At 66.1% G+C, this 16016-nt stretch carries 13 protein-coding genes; 6 read left to right on the forward strand and 7 right to left on the reverse strand.

Features of this window, described 5'->3' with window-relative positions:
- Positions 1 to 21: 21 nt before the first annotated feature.
- From J2X67_RS17985 to J2X67_RS18000, 4 genes are read right to left on the reverse strand one after another with little or no spacing between them, the layout of a single operon-like run.
- Positions 22 to 1242 (reverse strand): hybrid sensor histidine kinase/response regulator, encoded by a 1221-nt coding sequence (locus J2X67_RS17985; RefSeq protein WP_309954907.1) that lies wholly within the window; start codon positions 1240 to 1242, stop codon positions 22 to 24.
- Positions 1232 to 1837, reverse strand: coding sequence for a chemotaxis protein CheB (locus J2X67_RS17990; protein WP_309954909.1), 606 nt, complete (start codon positions 1835 to 1837; stop codon positions 1232 to 1234). The genes J2X67_RS17985 and J2X67_RS17990 overlap by 11 nt, the downstream gene beginning before the upstream one ends.
- On the reverse strand, positions 1834 to 2700 hold the full coding sequence (locus tag J2X67_RS17995; protein WP_309954910.1) for a protein-glutamate O-methyltransferase CheR: 867 nt from the start codon (positions 2698 to 2700) through the stop codon (positions 1834 to 1836). Before J2X67_RS17995 ends, J2X67_RS17990 begins: the two co-directional genes overlap by 4 nt.
- A complete protein-coding gene (locus J2X67_RS18000; protein WP_309954912.1) occupies positions 2697 to 6191 on the reverse strand; it encodes a response regulator in 3495 nt (1164 codons plus the stop codon). The genes J2X67_RS17995 and J2X67_RS18000 overlap by 4 nt, the downstream gene beginning before the upstream one ends.
- Before the next feature lie 216 nt (positions 6192 to 6407).
- Here J2X67_RS18000 and J2X67_RS18005 point away from each other — a divergent pair, with 216 nt between their 5' ends.
- Together J2X67_RS18005 and J2X67_RS18010 are read left to right on the forward strand one after the other, a co-directional pair.
- The gene (locus tag J2X67_RS18005) at positions 6408 to 8696 is read left to right on the forward strand and encodes an ATP-dependent DNA helicase (RefSeq protein WP_309955009.1); all 2289 of its coding nucleotides are present in this window, start codon (positions 6408 to 6410) and stop codon (positions 8694 to 8696) included.
- The gene (locus J2X67_RS18010) at positions 8683 to 9291 is read left to right on the forward strand and encodes an alpha-ketoglutarate-dependent dioxygenase AlkB (RefSeq protein ID WP_309954914.1); all 609 of its coding nucleotides are present in this window, start codon (positions 8683 to 8685) and stop codon (positions 9289 to 9291) included. The genes J2X67_RS18005 and J2X67_RS18010 overlap by 14 nt, the downstream gene beginning before the upstream one ends.
- A gap of 11 nt (positions 9292 to 9302) precedes the next feature.
- Here the strand turns inward: J2X67_RS18010 and J2X67_RS18015 are convergent, their stop codons facing one another.
- Both J2X67_RS18015 and J2X67_RS18020 read right to left on the reverse strand, forming a co-directional pair.
- Positions 9303 to 9983, reverse strand: a complete 681-nt coding sequence (locus J2X67_RS18015; protein ID WP_309954917.1) for a UdgX family uracil-DNA binding protein — start codon at positions 9981 to 9983, stop codon at positions 9303 to 9305.
- Between the two features lie 36 nt (positions 9984 to 10019).
- Entirely contained in the window at positions 10020 to 10208 is a 189-nt protein-coding gene (locus J2X67_RS18020) for a hypothetical protein (RefSeq protein WP_309954919.1), read from the reverse strand.
- A gap of 173 nt (positions 10209 to 10381) precedes the next feature.
- Here J2X67_RS18020 and J2X67_RS18025 point away from each other — a divergent pair, with 173 nt between their 5' ends.
- The 4 genes from J2X67_RS18025 (at position 10382) to bioD (ending at position 14895) form a co-directional block, all read left to right on the forward strand.
- Positions 10382 to 11242, forward strand: coding sequence for an NmrA family NAD(P)-binding protein (locus J2X67_RS18025; RefSeq protein WP_309954921.1), 861 nt, complete (start codon positions 10382 to 10384; stop codon positions 11240 to 11242).
- Positions 11243 to 11562: 320 nt separating this feature from the next.
- On the forward strand, positions 11563 to 12960 hold the full coding sequence (gene bioA, locus J2X67_RS18030) for an adenosylmethionine--8-amino-7-oxononanoate transaminase (RefSeq protein WP_309954922.1): 1398 nt from the start codon (positions 11563 to 11565) through the stop codon (positions 12958 to 12960).
- Complete coding sequence (locus tag J2X67_RS18035) at positions 12944 to 14176, forward strand: 8-amino-7-oxononanoate synthase (protein ID WP_309954925.1); 1233 nt, start codon at positions 12944 to 12946, stop codon at positions 14174 to 14176. Before bioA ends, J2X67_RS18035 begins: the two co-directional genes overlap by 17 nt.
- Positions 14173 to 14895: a dethiobiotin synthase gene (bioD, locus tag J2X67_RS18040; protein WP_309954927.1), complete on the forward strand. Its 723-nt coding sequence runs from the start codon at positions 14173 to 14175 to the stop codon at positions 14893 to 14895. Before J2X67_RS18035 ends, bioD begins: the two co-directional genes overlap by 4 nt.
- Here the strand turns inward: bioD and J2X67_RS18045 are convergent.
- Positions 14878 to 15927, reverse strand: a complete 1050-nt coding sequence (locus tag J2X67_RS18045; protein WP_309954928.1) for an aldo/keto reductase — start codon at positions 15925 to 15927, stop codon at positions 14878 to 14880. The two genes, bioD and J2X67_RS18045, sit on opposite strands and share 18 nt — an antisense overlap.
- Positions 15928 to 16016: the final 89 nt, after the last annotated feature.

The following is a 16016-nucleotide window of genomic DNA, read 5'->3' on the forward strand; positions in this document are numbered from 1 at the left end:
CGGCACGCAGTAGGAGGGCGCCTACGCCTCCGTTTGCTCAGCAGTCGTGGCAGGGGCCTCCAGCGGCAGTTCGACCCGGAACAGCGCTCCTTCGCCCGGCGTACTCTCCACCTCGATGCGGCCGTTGTGCAGGCACACGATCTGGCGCGTGATGTAAAGGCCAAGGCCGAGGCCGGACGCATGCTTGCGGCTGTCGTCGGTGCGCTCGAACTGCTCGAAGATGCGTTGCTGGTCTTCCGGCGCTATGCCAATGCCCTGGTCGCGCACAGTAATGCGCGCAATGCCGTCTACCCGGCTGAGCCTCATTTCGACAGGTTTGCCGCGCCCGTAGCGCAGTGCATTGGTCAGCAGGTTGGTCAGCACCTGCTCGATGCGGAATTCGTCCCACACACCGCGCAGTTCACCCGGCGCTTCAAGCGCAATCACTGAGCCCGCGGCTTCCGCCTGCTGCCGCAGGCCTTCCACCACGGCGCGTGCAAGGCCGGCAAGGTCCGCCGGCTTGGGCTGTATGGAGAGCGCGTCCCTTCGCATGCGCGTCACGTCGAGCATGTCGTCGATCAGCCGCACCATGCTGCGAATCTGCCGCTGGTCGCGTTCGATCATCGACGGCAGGCGGTCCGCGGCAAACGATTCCAGGTTGCCCTTGGCCACATGCAGCTGGCGCAGTTGCGTTTCGAGGTAAAGGGTGTTGAGCGGCGTGCGCAGCTCATGCGAAACCATCGACATGAAGTCGTCGCGCATTTGCACTGCGCGTTCGAGTTCGCGCTGCGTATGCCGCAGCTGCTGCACAAGTTCTTCCTGCTTGTGGTTGGCGGCAGCCAGCTTTTCCATTTCCTGGCCGAGCGCCTTGCGGTGGCGGTGCAAATCGACGAACACGTTGACCTTGCTCGTGACCGCGTGCGGATCGAGCGGCTTGTGCAAGAAGTCGACCGCGCCGCTTTCGTAACCCTGAAACGCGTAGTTGAGCTCGCGGCCCGCCGCGCTCACGAAGATGATCGGAATGTGCCGCGTGCGCTCCGTGCCGCGCATGAGCTCGGCAAGCTCGAAGCCGTTCATCCCGGGCATCTGCACGTCGAGTATGGCCAGCGCAAACTCGTGGTCGAGCAGCAGCGCAAGCGCTTCCTCGGCCGAAGTTGCTCGGTACACAGCGCGTCCGGGGCCGCGAATCAGGGCCTCCAGCGCAAGAAGGTTTTCTGGCAGGTCATCGACGATCAGCAACTTGCTCTCGACGTCAATGGGCATGGGCGGACTCCAGTTGCAAGAGCAGTGCGCGAAGCTCGCGCAGGGGTAGCACGTGATCGGGGGAATGCAAGGCAATGGCCGCTTGGGGCATGATGGAAATCTGTGCTTCGTTGGGGTCTTGAACGGCGGTGATGCCTCCGGCCTGCTGAATGCGTTGGAGACCCTCGGCGCCGTCTTCGTTCGCGCCGGTGAGGAGCATGCCGGCGAGCGAGCGGCCGTAGGCGTCGGCGGCAGAACTCATCAGTACGTCGATCGAGGGCCGCGAAAAATGCACCGGCGGCTCACAGCTGAGCGAAAACCGCCGGTCCCGCTCGATCGACAGGTGATAGCCCGGCGGCGCGAAGTACACATGCCCGGCCGCGAGCGGCATCTTGTCCGCAGCCTCGTACACAGGCAGGTGCAGGCGGTCGGCAAAGATCTGGGGCAGGTGGCTTTCGTGGTTTTCGGGCACGTGCAGCACGATCACCATGGGCAGGCTCCATGACGGCGGAAGCCCACTCAGCAGTGTGAACAACGCCTCGATGCCGCCGGCGGATGCGCCGAGCACCACGGCCTCGACGCGCCGCTTCGGTGGGGCAAGTGCGGTCGGCTTCATGTGGCCTTGCGGTAGATGCGTTCCGGCTTCGAGTGCGCATCGAAGCGCTGCGAATAGCTCGAAAAATCGATGCTCTCTTTCGAGCCCAGCCCCAGAAAACCGCGGTGGCAGAGCGATTCGTGGAACAGGCCGAGCGCGCGGTCTTGCAACTCGCGATTGAAATAGATGAGCACGTTGCGGCAGGACACCAGCTGCGTCTCGGCAAACACGCTGTCCGTCGCCAGGCTGTGGTCGGCAAAGATGACGTCGGCGCACAGCGAAGGGTCGAAACGGGCGGCCTCGTAGGCGGCCGTGTAATAGTCGGAAAAAGAACTGCGCCCGCCCGCGCGCTGGTAGTTGGCCGTGTACCCGCGCACCGCCTCGATCGGAAAGATCCCCTGCCGCGCCTTTTCGAGCGAGGCGGGATTGATGTCGGTGGCGTAGATCTGCGTACGCGAGAGCAAGCCTTCTTCCCTCAGCAGGATGGCGAGCGAAAAAACTTCTTCGCCGGTGCTGCAGCCAGCCACCCACACCTTCACCGAGGGATAAGTGTGCAGGATGGGCACCACATGCTGGCGCAGCGCCAGAAAATAAGCCGGGTCCCGAAACATCTCGCTCACCGGAATCGTCAGGTATTGCAGCAGCCGGCCGAACAGGGCCGGGTCGCGCAGCACCTTTTCTTGCAGCGCCGAAATGTTCGGCAACCCGAGCTGCGCCAGCGCATGCAGCACGCGGCGCTTCTGCGAGGCCACGGTGTAGTTGCGAAAGTCGTAGCTGTACTTGAGGTAGATGGCCTCCATCAACAGCCGCAGCTCGATCTCCGTGTTGCTCAACGGCGAGGGCGGGGACGCCGACGGGGGCGAAGGAGGGGCGGTGGAGGTCACAACCGCTCCATTTTCGGCAGCCACACGCGCAGGAGCGAGAACAGGCGCTCCAAATCCACAGGCTTGGCCAGGTAGTCGCTGGCACCGGCGGCCAGGCACTGCTCGCGGTCGTCCTTCATGGCCTTGGCGGTAATGGCAATCACCGGCAGCTTGTCGAAGCGCGGATCGGCGCGCAGGCGGCGCGTGGCTTCCAGGCCGTCCATCTCCGGCATCATCACGTCCATCAGCACCAGGTCGATCTCTCGCACCTGGGCAAGCTTTTCGAGCGCCTCGCGGCCGTTGCGGCCAATTTCGACCGCGGCGCCGCGCTGCTCCAGCGCGCTGGTCAGCGCAAAGATGTTGCGCACGTCGTCGTCCACCAACAGGATGGTGCGGCCTTCAAAGATGCGGTCGCGCCCGCGCGCGGCCTTGAGCATGCCCTGGCGCTCGCTTGAAAGCTCGGCCTCCACCTTGTGCAGGAACAGCGTGACCTCGTCGAGCAGCCGCTCCGGCGAGCGTGCGCCCTTGATGATGATCGAGCGCGAATAGCGCTGCAGCTCCGCTTCTTCGTCGCGCGTGAGGTTGCGCCCCGTGTAGACGATCACGGGCGGGAACGAGACGATTTCTTCGGCCGCCATCTGCTTGAGCAACTCGCTGCCCTGCATGTCGGGCAGGTGCAGGTCGGTGATCATGCAGTCGAACACGCGCTTGCGCAAAAGCTCGAGCGCCTCTCCGCCGGAACCCACGGCAATGATCTCGATGTCGTCGTCCCCAATGAGCCGGATCACGCTCTCGCGCTGCAGCGCGTCGTCTTCGACCAGCAGCACGGTCTTGACCTTCTGCGTGAGCTTTTCCTCCAGGCGGGCAAACACCTGCATCAGTTCGGCGCGCGTGGCCGGCTTCTGCGCATAGCCGATGGCCCCCATGTGCAGCGCGGCCGCCTGCGCGTTTTCGGCGGCCGACACCACGTGGATCGGAATGTGGCGCGTCTTGGGCGAATCCTTCAGGCGCTGCAGCACGTCGAGGCCGGTGCTGTCGGGCAGGCGCATGTCGAGCAGGATTGCGTCGGGCAAGAACTGCTGGGCCAGCTCGAAGCCGTCCGCGGCGCCGTGCGCCACCAGGCAGCGGTAGCCAAGCTCGTGTGCCAGGTCGTAGAGGATGTGTGCAAATTGCGGCTCGTCCTCGATCACCAGCACGCGGCGCACCTGGTCGCGCGGCAACTCGCGGTCGTCGGCAAAAAGCGGCGGCGGTACCGCACCCTGCGGTGCCGGAGGTGCGGGCGGCGCGTGTCCGGTGAACGACATGGGAGAAGAGGGGGCCTGCACCGCTACCGGCCTGGCCGACGCAGGGGAAGCCTCCTGCAAGCCTTGCGGCGCAACAGCCGGCAATTGCAGCGTGAAGGTGCTGCCCCGTCCGGGCTGGCTTTGCACCGCGAGCGTGCCGCCCAGCAGCCCCGTGAGGTCGCGCGAAATGGAAAGGCCAAGGCCCGTGCCGCCATAGCGGCGGCTGGTGGTGCCGTCGGCCTGGTGAAAGGCTTCGAAAATCAGCGCCTGCTGGTCGGGCGCAATGCCAATCCCCGAATCCGAAACCGCAAAGACCGCGCCACCATCGGGCGCAGCGGAAACTACCAGCGCCACCTCGCCGCTGTCGGTGAACTTGATCGCGTTGGAGAGCAGGTTCTTCAAAATCTGCTCGACCCGGTGGCGGTCGGTCAGCAGCAGGGCCGGCGTGTCCGGCCGCATCTCCAGCCGGAAGGCCAGCCGCTTCTCGGACGCCAGCGGCTTGAAGGTGCTTTCCAGGCTTTGCGCCAGCTTGTCGAGTGCCACGTTCTCGACCACGATCTCGAGCTTGCCCGCCTCGACCTTGGAGATGTCGAGGATGTCGTTGATGAGCGTCAAGAGGTCGTTGCCCGACGAATAGATCGATTCCGCAAACTTGACCTGCTCCGCGCTCAGGTTGCCCTGCGGGTTGTCGCCGAGCAGCTTGGCAAGGATGAGCGCACTGTTGAGCGGCGTGCGCAGTTCGTGCGACATGTTCGCCAGAAACTCCGACTTGTAGCGGCTTGCCCGCTGCAGCTCGTCGGCCCGGTCTTCCAGGTCGCGCTGCACGCGGCGCAAGGCGGCGTTGCGCTGGTCCAGCGCCTCGGTGCGCTCGGAAAGCTGGCTGTTGGTCTGTTCCAGTTCGGCTTGCTGGTTCTCGAGCATGGCTTGCGATGCCCGCAGCGCGCGCGATTGTTCTTCGAGTTCCTCGTTGGCGGTGCGCAGTTCTTCCTGCTGTACCTGTAGCTCTTCGTTGAGCTGCTGCGTTTCTGCCAGCGCGTCCTGCAGCTGCTCGCGGTAGCGGGCCGCGGCCAGGGAGTCGCCGATGTCTTCGCCAACCAGGTCGAGCAGCTGGTTCGCGCGCAAGTCGGGCGCGGCCGGGAGCCCCAGTTCAACAACGCCGTTGACCACGCCGTTGCTCGACACCGGCATCAGCAGTACGGCCGAAGGCGCCATTTCGCCCAGGCCGGAATTCACCTTGAGGTAGTCGGCCTGGATCGGCTCGATGAGCATGCGCCGCCGTTCTGCCGCAGCCTGGCCGATCAGGCTCTGGGTGGGGGAAAACACTTGCGGCGAAGCCTCGGCTTCCATCGAGAAGCCGTAGCTTGCCGCCCGGCGCAGCGACCCGTCCCGCTCGCGAACATACAGAGCACCCACAGCGCTGCCCAGGTGCCGAGAGCAAAAGGCCAGTACCTTGCGGCCGAGGACGTTGGCACTGAGTTCACCCACCAGCTCGCCGACCAGCTCGGTCTGCGCGCTGCGCAGCCACGCCTGCTGCGCCAGCCGTTCGGCATGCGCGGCCTGCTCCTGCAGCACGACGTCGTAGCTGTCCGAAAGCCGCACCAGCTGCCTCCGGCCGAAGTAAGCCACCAGGCCGGTGAATAGCAGCGTGAACAGCAAGAAGGTGCTCACCACCAGCCAGCTCGTGCGGTTGGCCTGTTCGCTGCGCTGGAAACGCAGGCCCTGCTCAGTGTCGATAAAACCTGAGAACTCGGCGCGTATCGCATCGCTCAGCTGCTTGCCGCGGCCTTGCCGCACCGCCTGCTGGTAGTCGGCGCCGGTCTTGCGCACGGCAATAAGGCTGCGGGCGTATTCATTCCAGTCCTGCTGGAGTGCGGCAATGCGCTCCAGCCGCTCCTGCTGCTGCCGGTTGTCGGAAACCAGCTTGGCCAGCGAGTCGATCTCGCCCTTGATTTTTGGCAAGGCGGTTTGGTAGGGCTCCAGAAAACTCTCGTCGCCGGTAATGAGAAAACCGCGCAGCCCGGTTTCCATGTCGATACTGCGCCGCTGCAGCTCGCTCGCGCTGCGCGTCACGCGGTCGGAGTGCTCGACGGCACCGATGGTCGACAGCAAAAAGACGATCAGGCCAACGAACACCAGGGCGCCAATCAGGCCCCCGAGCAGCGGAAGTTTCAGGTTGCGGCTGAGGAGGCGGTCGAAATCATCGGGGTCGATCGCGGTCGGAGTTTTCATTCAGGCGAGATTTGTAAGCAAAACTTTTCTAGTTTTGCCGAAGTCGGAGGTCCTTTGTGTCGGAGAACGCCCCGAGACGCTTCTGCGGGGGGGGCATGGCGGCACGCATGCGGGCGCCCGCCGTTATACTGTGATTTCATACAGTCAATCCAGGTGAGCGCGAACTCTTCGACCAAGCTGCAGACCGGGGTGATCGACCCGCCCGGCGAGCGTACGGTGTCTGTCAAGGCGCTGTGTGCGTTCGCGGCGAAGGCGGGCGACCTCGACCTGCGTTTTGTGCCTGCGCCCAGCGCGCTCGAGGGCATGGCGGGCCACGCGCTGGTGCAAGGGCGGCGCGGCGACAACTACCAGAGCGAGGTGGCGCTGGTTTCGCACTGGGGCGCACTCAAGGTGCGGGGCCGGGCCGACGGCCATGACCCGCGCGAACGCCGCGTCGAAGAAATCAAGACCTTTCGCGGCGACTTCGATGCCATTCGGGGCAACCACCGGGCACTGCACTGGGCCCAGGCACGCACCTACGGCTGGATGCTGTGCGAGCTGCATGGCTACGAGCGCATGACCGTGGCGCTGGTGTACCTCGACTTGGCCACGGGGGACGAAACGGTGCTGCAAGAGCAGCACGAACGCTCTGAGCTCCAGGCGCATTTCGAGCGCTTGTGCGCGTGCTACAGCGCATGGGCCGAGGCCGAAGCCGCGCACCGTGCCCGGCTCGACGGAGCACTCGCCCGCGTCGCATTTCCACACGGGGCATTTCGCGCGGGCCAGCGGGAACTGGCCGAGGCCGTGTACCGCGCCGGCGTGAACGGCCGCTGCCTGATGGCGCAGGCGCCCACCGGCATCGGCAAGACGCTGGCCACCATCTTTCCGCTGCTCAAGGCCAGGGCCGCGCGAAAAATCGACAAGATCTTCTTTCTTACCGCCAAGACTTCTGGCCGCGCCGTGGCGCTCGACACCCTTCGGATGCTGGGCAAAGACTGCGCGCAGGTGCGCGTGCTCGAGCTCACCGCGCGCGAAAAAGTTTGCGAATACCCCGACCGCGCCTGCAACGGCGATTCATGTCCGCTGGCAAAAGGTTTCTACGACCGTTTGCCCGCCGCGCGCGAGGAAGCCGCGCGCACCGCCCGGCTCGACCGGCAGGCGCTGCGGCACATTGCGCTGACGCATACCGTGTGCCCCTATTTCCTGGCGCAGGAAATGGCCCACTGGTGCGACGTGATCGTGGGCGACTACAACTATTACTTCGACGGCAGCGCCTTTCTCTTCGCAACCATGAAAGACGCCGAGTGGCGCGCGGCCGTGCTGGTCGACGAGGCGCACAACCTGCTGGAACGCGCACGCGGCATGTACACCGCCCAGCTCGACGGCCCGGCGCTCGAAGAAGCGCATCGCGCGGCGCCCGCCGCGGTACGCGGCCCGCTGGCGCGGCTCTACCGCGAGTGGGACACGGTGCAGCAATCGCAAAGCGAACCGTACGACGTGGTCGATGAGGTTCCCGAGCGGTTTTCGCGCGCCCTGCAGGCGGCAAACATGGCCATGGGCGAATATTTCGCCGCCACGCCCGATGCCCTGCAAGGCCCGCTGCAGCGCTTCTTCTTCGATGCCCTGCAGTTCGCGCGGCTGGCCGATTCGTTCGGCGACCATTCGGTTTTCGAGCGAACGCTGGGCCCCGCGCAAGACCAGCAGCAGCGCAGCCTGGCCATTCGCAACCTTGTGCCGGCGCCGTTTCTCGAACCGCGATTTGCGGATGCCGCATCGGTCACCTGCTTTTCAGGCACCTTGTCGCCGTTCGAGTTCTATCGCGATGCGCTCGGGCTGCCGCCGGAAACCGCCTTGCTCGACGTGGCTTCGCCTTTTTGCAGCCGGCAGCTGCGCGTGGAAGTGGCCATGAACGTGTCGACCCGGTTCCGCGACCGCGCCGGATCGCTGCGCAGCGTGGCCGAAATCATCGGTGCGCAGTTCGAGCGCCTGCCGGGCAACTACCTCGCGTTCTTCAGCAGCTTCGACTATCTCGAAAAAGCCTGCGCGGCCTTCCTGGCCAGGCATCCTGGCGTGCCGGTATGGACGCAGACCCGCGGCATGGCCGAGGCCGAACGGCGCGAGTTTGTGGCCCGGTTCGAAGAGGGTGGGCAGGGCATCGGCTTTGCCGTGCTCGGCGGCGCGTTCGGCGAAGGCATCGACCTGCCCGGAACGCGGCTCATCGGCGCCTTCGTCGCGAGCCTGGGCCTGCCGCAATACAACGCGCTGAACGAGATCACGCGCGAGCGCATGCAGGCACGCTTCGGCAAGGGCTACGAGTACACCTATCTCTATCCGGGCCTGCAAAAAGTGGTGCAGGCCGCCGGGCGCGTCATTCGCACCGAACAGGATAGCGGCGTGCTGCATCTGCTGGACGACCGGTTTGCACGCGCCGAAATCCGGCAGCTGCTGCCGCCCTGGTGGGAACTGCAACTGGGCGGCCCGGCACGTGCGAAGGGAGAGCGGGGAGGCTTCGATGCGGTCCGCTAGGCGCATTCAGCTTGCCGACGAGCCCGATCTCTTCGGCGAGGTGCCGGCGGCAGCCATCGAGGGCCTGCGGTATGAGCATGAATTTCTCACGCGCACCGAAGAAGAGGAACTGCTGCGCATCGTGCAGGGCTTCGAGTTGCGGGAGATGCGCTACAAGGAATACACCGCACGCCGCCGCGGCATCGGCTTTGGCGGCAGCTACGACTTTGCCAACCATCGCCTGAAACCCGGCGCGCCGATTCCCGAGGTCTTCCACCCGCTGCGGGCCAGGGTGGCCGGGTGGATGGGCATGGCACCTGAGGATTTCGCCCACATGCTGGTGGCCGAATACCGGCCCGGAACGCCTCTAGGCTGGCACCGCGACGTGCCCGACTTCGAGGACATCGTCGGTGTTTCGCTGCTGGGCAATGCGGTGATGCAACTGAGACCCTATCCACCGGCCAGCGCCACCGCACCGGCGAGCCTTGAGCTATTGATGGAGCCGCGCTCCATCTACACGCTGCGCGGCGAATCGCGGTGGGCGTGGCAGCACGCCATTGCGCCCACGGAGGTGCTTCGCTATTCGATCACCATGCGCACCCGGCGGCGCACATGAATTGGCTGCGGCTAGGCCGATGCGGCCGTACGCACACTGCGTGCGACGTGCACCGGCCGGGGTGAGGGCCTTTTTGCCGCCGCGGGCTTCTTCACTACTTCCGAAGCCACCCGCAAGTCCTTGAGCCAGGCTTCCCACGCGGCCTCCCTTTGCTCAGGGTCGCCGCGCAGCAGGGCCGAAGGGTGCAGCGTCACCAGCACACGATGGCCGGCGGCGTTCTCCTGCCACTGGCCCCGTTCCTTCATGACAGCCACTGGCCGGCCCAGCAGCGAGCGTGCCGCAGTGCCGCCCAGTGCGATGAAGGCGCGCGGCCGCACGAGTTCTATTTCGCTTTCGAGCCAATGCCTGCAGGCTTCGGCCTCGCGCTGGCCCGGCGTCTTGTGGATGCGGCGTTTGCCGCGCAGTTCGTATTTGAAATGCTTGACCGCATTGGTCACATAGAGCTTGTCGCGCGACCAGCCGAGCTCGGCCACGGCGCGGTCGAACAGCTTGCCGGCAGGGCCCACGAAGGGGCGGCCCACAAGGTCTTCCTTGTCGCCGGGCTGCTCGCCCACCACCATGAGCACGGCGCCCACCGGCCCTTCGCCGAAGACCGACTGCGTCGCGGGCTCGCCCAGCGGGCACTCCCGGCAGGCGTCGGTAGCAACGCTCAGCGCCTTCAGCGCGGCTGTGGCTTCGTTGCGGTGAGACACGGTCGAGACGTGTTCGTGGGCAGGAGCCGCTCCGCGTCAGTGCCCCGCGCCGCCGCGGCGCGACTGGGTCTGGTTGTTGCCGCCGACATGGCTTTCACGGTCGTGGCGGCTTTCGGCGGTGCGGCGCGGCTCGTTGATTGGCGTGGGGCTCTGGTTGCCTGCCTTGTTGCGATCGGTTGGGAGCGAACCGCGTTCATCGGGGGTGTTGGGATTCGTCTTCGACATGAATTGCTCCTTGAAAAAGTGCGTGGATATGCATTTCTCTGCGCGGCACGACGCCGCCGGTGTGGGAATAGACCCACGACGGGCGTCGTCCAACCCGGGCGCCTGCGGCGGCGGTGGGCAACTAGCTTTTCAACCATGCAAATTCTTGTTGGTAGCTGTCGGAAGGAGCACGCATGACGTACGTCGTCCTGGGCGCGACCGGGCATGTCGGCTCGGCGCTGGTTTCTGCGCTGCTTGCGCAAGGCGAAAAGGTGACAGCGGTCACGCGCAACAGGGCCCACGCCGAGGCCCTGCGCGGGCAGGGCGCCAGCATTGCGGAAGCCGACGTGTTCGACGTGCCTTCGCTGCGCCGGGTGGTGGCCGCAGGCAAGCGCCTGTTTCTGCTCAACCCGCCGGCCCCACCTTCCACCGACACCGCTGCCGAGGAGCAAAGGAGCCTGGATTGCATCCTCGAAGCGATTGAAGGCTTGCCCTTGGAGAAAATCGTCGCCGAGTCCACCTATGGCGCGCAGCCTGGCGACCGCATCGGCGACCTCGATGTGCTCTACCGCATGGAGCAGGCGCTTGCCGCCCAGCCGGTGCCCGTGAGCGCGATTCGCGCGGCCTACTACATGAGCAACTGGGACGCGTCGCTGGAAACAGCGCAAAGCGAAGGCAAGCTGCACAGCATGTACCCGCCCGACTTCAAGCTGCCCATGGTGGCGCCGCGCGATCTTGGCGAGTTTGCGGCGCGGCTCATGCTCTCCGGGGCTGAGTCTTCCGGCCCGCACTATGTCGAGGGGCCCGAGCGCTATTCGCCAGGCGATGTTGCAGAGGCTTTTGCGCGTGCGCTCGGCCGCCCGGTTGAGGTGGTGGTCACGCCGCCCGAGCAATGGGAGCAGGCATTCCGTTCGATGGGGTTTTCAGAGGCCGGCGCACGGTCGTATGCCGCGATGACGCGCCTCACTCTCGACAATAAGGAAGAGCCTGAACACTCCGAAAGGGGCGCAATTTCATTGGGCGAATACATCTCGGCGCTGGTCCAAAAGAAGTAGCGACGGGGTTGCTTTCCAACCCTGGCGCCGTGAGTTTTTGGGATCGGCCAACAGGCTGTCCGATAACCGTATCAACCAGGGGGAGGCCGGCGGGGCTTCGACACTTTGGAGCTATCTTTATCGGCTGTAAGACAACTTGCATGTCTGTCGCGTGGTGCCGTGCACGCGCGATGCCGACCTGTTGCGCGACCTTGATTTGAACCGGCGCGCTACATCGGCCAACGCCGCTCAAACACGCACATCACGCATCCGATTTGGCGGTTTGCCGCGGCTGATGCCCGTCGATACGATCCCGCGCCTTGCCCCACAGGATTACGCGGATGCCTCCAACGATTACCTCTTGCCCAACGCCCGCGCCGTCGAGAAACGCCGAATGGCAACAGCGCAGCAAGCGCCACGTGTGGCATCCGTGCACGCAGAGCATCCGGCTGGAAGCCGTCCCGCCGCTGCCGATCGCGCGCGGGGAGGGCATCTGGCTTTACGACCATGACGGCCGCTGCTACCTCGACGCGACGAGCTCGTGGTGGGTCAATCTTTTTGGCCATGCGCACCCCGCCATCAACGCTGCGCTGAAAGACCAGCTCGACACGCTCTCGCATGTGATGCTCGCGGGCTGCACGCATGCGCCTGCCGTCGAATTGGCCGAGCGGCTTGCCGAGCTCACGGGCCATGCGCTGGGCCATTGCTTCTACGCCTCCGACGGCGCTTCGGCGGTGGAGATCGCCTTGAAGATGAGCTTTCATGCATGGCGCAATGCGGGCCTCGGCGGCAAGCGCAGCTTTGTCGCGTTGCGCAACGGCTACCACGGCGAAACGCTGGGCGCCCTGCATGTGACCGACGTGCCGGTGTTCCGCGATGCCTATGCGCCGCTGCTTGCGAATGCGCACCTGGTTGCCTCGCCAGATGCCCGGGGCGCGCGGCAGGGCGAAGACGCTGCCGATGTGGCGCGGCGTGCTGCAGCCCAACTCGAGGCGCTGCTGGCGCAAAGCCACGCATCGATTGCCGCCGTGATCGTCGAGCCGCTGGTGCAGTGCGCCACCGGCATGGCAATGCACGACCCCGAATACCTGCGCCTGGTGCGCGCACTGTGCGACCGCTACGGCGTGCATCTCATCGCAGATGAAATTGCCGTGGGCTGCGGCCGCACCGGCAGCTTCTTTGCGTGCGAGCAGGCCGGCATCTGGCCGGACTTTCTTTGCCTCTCCAAGGGCATCAGCGGCGGTTACCTGCCGTTGGCGCTGGTAATGACGCGCGATGCAATCTACGAAGGCTTTGTGGACGACGACGTGGCGCGCAGTTTTTTGCACTCGCATTCGTACACCGGCAACGCACTGGCCTGCCGGGCGGCCATTGCGACGCTCGACCTGTTCGAACGCGACAATGCGTTGCGGCACAACCGGGCCCGCGCCGAACGGCTGATAGGCCGCTTGCGCGAAGGGCTGGGCGGCATGCCCGTCGACCACCTGCGCCAGCGCGGAATGATCACCGCCTTCGACGTGCGCGAGCCCGGTGCCCGGTTTGCCGAACGCTTTCATTTGGCGGCGCGGGCAAACGGGCTGTTGATGCGGCCCATCGGAGCCACGGTGTACCTGATGCCGCCGTATGTGATTGGCGACGGCGAGATCGACTGGCTGGTCGATGCCACGCTGGACACACTGCGTGCGCTTGACGTGCCCGACCGCGCGGAACAAGGAGGCCGCAATGTCGCGCTTGCTTGAACGCCTGGAGGGCGAAATTGCAGCGCTCGATGCGCAGTCGCTCCGCCGCAGCCGGCAAATTGCCGAGACGGCCTGCGCGCCTCGTCAGAGGCTGACGCTTGCCGGCGCACACGCGCAGCGCGACATGCTGTGCTTCAGCAGCAACGACTACCTCGGCCTTGCCGCTCATCCGCCGCTGGCGGCCGCATTGGCTGAAGGAGCGTCGCGCTACGGCACGGGCAGCGGTGGTTCGCACCTGGTGCTTGGCCACTCGCGCGCGCATGCGGCGCTGGAGGAGCGGCTGGGCGACTGGCTGGTGCCGTTCATTCCCGAGGCGCGCAGCCTGTTCTTCTGCACGGGCTACATGGCCAACCTTGCGGTGCTGTCGGCGCTTGGCGGAGCCGAGGCGGTGATATTTTCGGAGTCGCTCAACCATGCGTCGCTGATCGACGGTGCGCGGCTGGCAAAGGCGCGGGTCGAGCGCTATCCGCATTGCGACCTGGCCGCGCTCGAGGCGCAGCTTGGCGCCTGCAACGCGCCCGTCAAGCTCATCGTGAGCGATGCGGTCTTCAGCATGGACGGCAACATTGCGCCGGTGGCCGGGCTGCTCGCGCTGGCGGAGCGCCACGACGCCTGGCTGGTGCTGGACGACGCGCATGGCTTCGGCGTGCTGGGCGCCACCGGGCGCGGCGTGCTGCAGGCAGAAGGCCTGCGCTCGGAGCGGCTGGTGCTTGTGGGCACGCTCGGCAAGGCGGCCGGGGTTTCGGGCGCGTTCGTGGCGGCGCACCGCACCGTGGTCGATTACCTGGTGCAGAGGGCGCGGCCGTACATCTTTACCACCGCCGCGCCGCCCGCCGTTGCGCATGCGCTGCTCGCCAGCCTCACGCTGATCGAAGGCGAGGAAGGCGATGCGCGCCGGGCCGGCCTGAAGGCACGCATTGCCCAGCTGCGCAGGGGCCTCGAGGCCATCTTGCCGCCGGACGGCAGGGCCTGGCTGCCCGATTCGCCCACTGCAATCCAGCCGCTGATCGTCGGCAGCAACGCGAGCGCAATGTCGATGATGGAATGGCTCGATGCCTACGGCCTGCGCGTTGGTGCCATTCGCCCGCCGACGGTGCCCGTTGGCACCGCACGCCTGCGGATCACACTTTCAGCCAGCCACACCGAGGCCGATGTGGCGCGTCTGGTCGATGCATTGGGCGATGCCTTGACGCAGCAGCAAAGGGTGCGCCCATGACGCTCCGCCGCTGGTTCGTTACCGGCACCGACACGGGGGTCGGCAAGACGCTGGTCAGCAGCGCGATGCTGAGCTTGCTGGCCGAGTCGGGCGTGCGTGCAATCGGCATGAAGCCGGTGGCCGCGGGGCTGGACCTGGTCGATGGCGCGTGGCGCAACGAGGACGTCGAGCAACTGCACGCCGCTGGCAACGTCGATGCGCCGCTGGCCCTGCGCTGCCCGTACCTGCTGCGCGCGCCGATGTCGCCGCACCTGGCGGCTCGGGAAGAGGGCATTCGCATCGAGTTGCCGCCGCTGCTGTCGGCCTTTGCGGCGTTGTCGCAGCGTGCCGATGCGGTGGTGGTCGAAGGCGTGGGCGGGTTCTGCGTGCCGTTCTGCGACGACCTCGACAGCGCAGACCTGGCCGTGGCGCTGGACTTGCCCGTGGTGCTGGTGGTCGGGCTGCGCCTGGGCTGCCTGAACCACGCGCTGCTCACTGCGGAGGCCATCCGGGCGAGGGGGCTCGTGCTGGCGGGTTGGGTCGCGAGCATCGTCGAGCCGGGCATGCTGGCGCCCGAGGCCAACCTGCAGACGCTGCGCGGCCGGCTCGGTGCGCCCTTGCTAGGCGTGGTGCCTCACCTGGCAGGGGCTTCTGCGGCAAGCGCTGCGCGGTACCTCGACCTGCGTGCACTGCGCGCCACCGCGGCGCACGCGGCGAGGCGCTCAGCCGCGCTGGCCTGATTCGGCCAGGCGCTTCGCCCGCGCGCCGCCCTGGCGCTCAAGCATCCAGCCCGGATACTCCGACGGCAGAGCGCTTACCTTGTCGAGCCGCGCCAGCTCATCGGCGGTGAGCCGTATGGCAGTTGCGGCAATGTTGTCGTCCAGCTGCTCGACGCGCTTGGCGCCGACGATCACGCTGGTTACCACCTGCTGGTGCAGCAGCCATGCCAGTGCGATCTGCGCGACCGACACCTTGCGCGCCTCGGCCAGCTCGCGCATCGCGTCGATGCAGTCGTAGGCCCGCTCGACGTTGACCGGGGGAAAGTCGAAAGTGGTGCGGCGGCTGCCTTTTTCGGCTTCAGTGTTGCGCCCGTACTTGCCGCTCAGCAGGCCGCCCGCCAGCGGGCTCCAGACCATCAGGCCGACGTTTTCGCTCTGCAGCATGGGCGCCAGCTCGCGCTCCAGGTCGCGGCCCGCAATGGTGTAGTAGGCCTGCAGCGATTCGAAGCGCGCCAGGCCTTGCCGCTCGGCAATGCCCAGCGCCTTCATGATCTGCCAGGCGGCCCAGTTCGAAACGCCCACATAGCGCACATGGCCCTGCTGTACCAGGTTGTCCAGCGCGCGCACCGTTTCTTCGATGGGCGTTACCGGGTCGAAGCCGTGGATCTGGTACAGGTCGATATGGTCCAGCTGCAGGCGCTTGAGGCTGGCCTTCACGCCGTCCATGATGTGGTAGCGCGAGGCGCCCGCCGCATTGGGTGTCTTGCCGGCTTCGCCGAAGACCTTGGTGGCGACAACCACGTTTTCGCGCGGCACCTTGAGGTTCTTCAGCGCCTGGCCGGTAATGGTTTCCGAGAGGCCTTCGGAGTACACGTCGGCGGTGTCGATGAAGTTGATTCCCGCGTCCAGCGCGCGGCCGACAAGGCTCTCGGCCTCGGATTGCTGGAGATTGCCGATGTGGCCCCAGATGCCGCTTGCGCCGCCGAAGGTCATGGTGCCGAGGCAGAGCTCGGAAACGAACAGGCCGGTGCGGCCGAACTTGCGATATTGCATGGAAAAGGTCCTTTGCGTTGCTTTTGCGGGGAGAGGCTGCCGGCAAAAAGTATCCGCCCGCGGCCGTCGGCGCGACGAGCGCGTTTCTG

Source organism: Variovorax sp. 3319, assembly GCF_031456585.1.
Taxonomy (GTDB): Bacteria; Pseudomonadota; Gammaproteobacteria; order Burkholderiales; family Burkholderiaceae_C; genus Variovorax; species Variovorax paradoxus_P.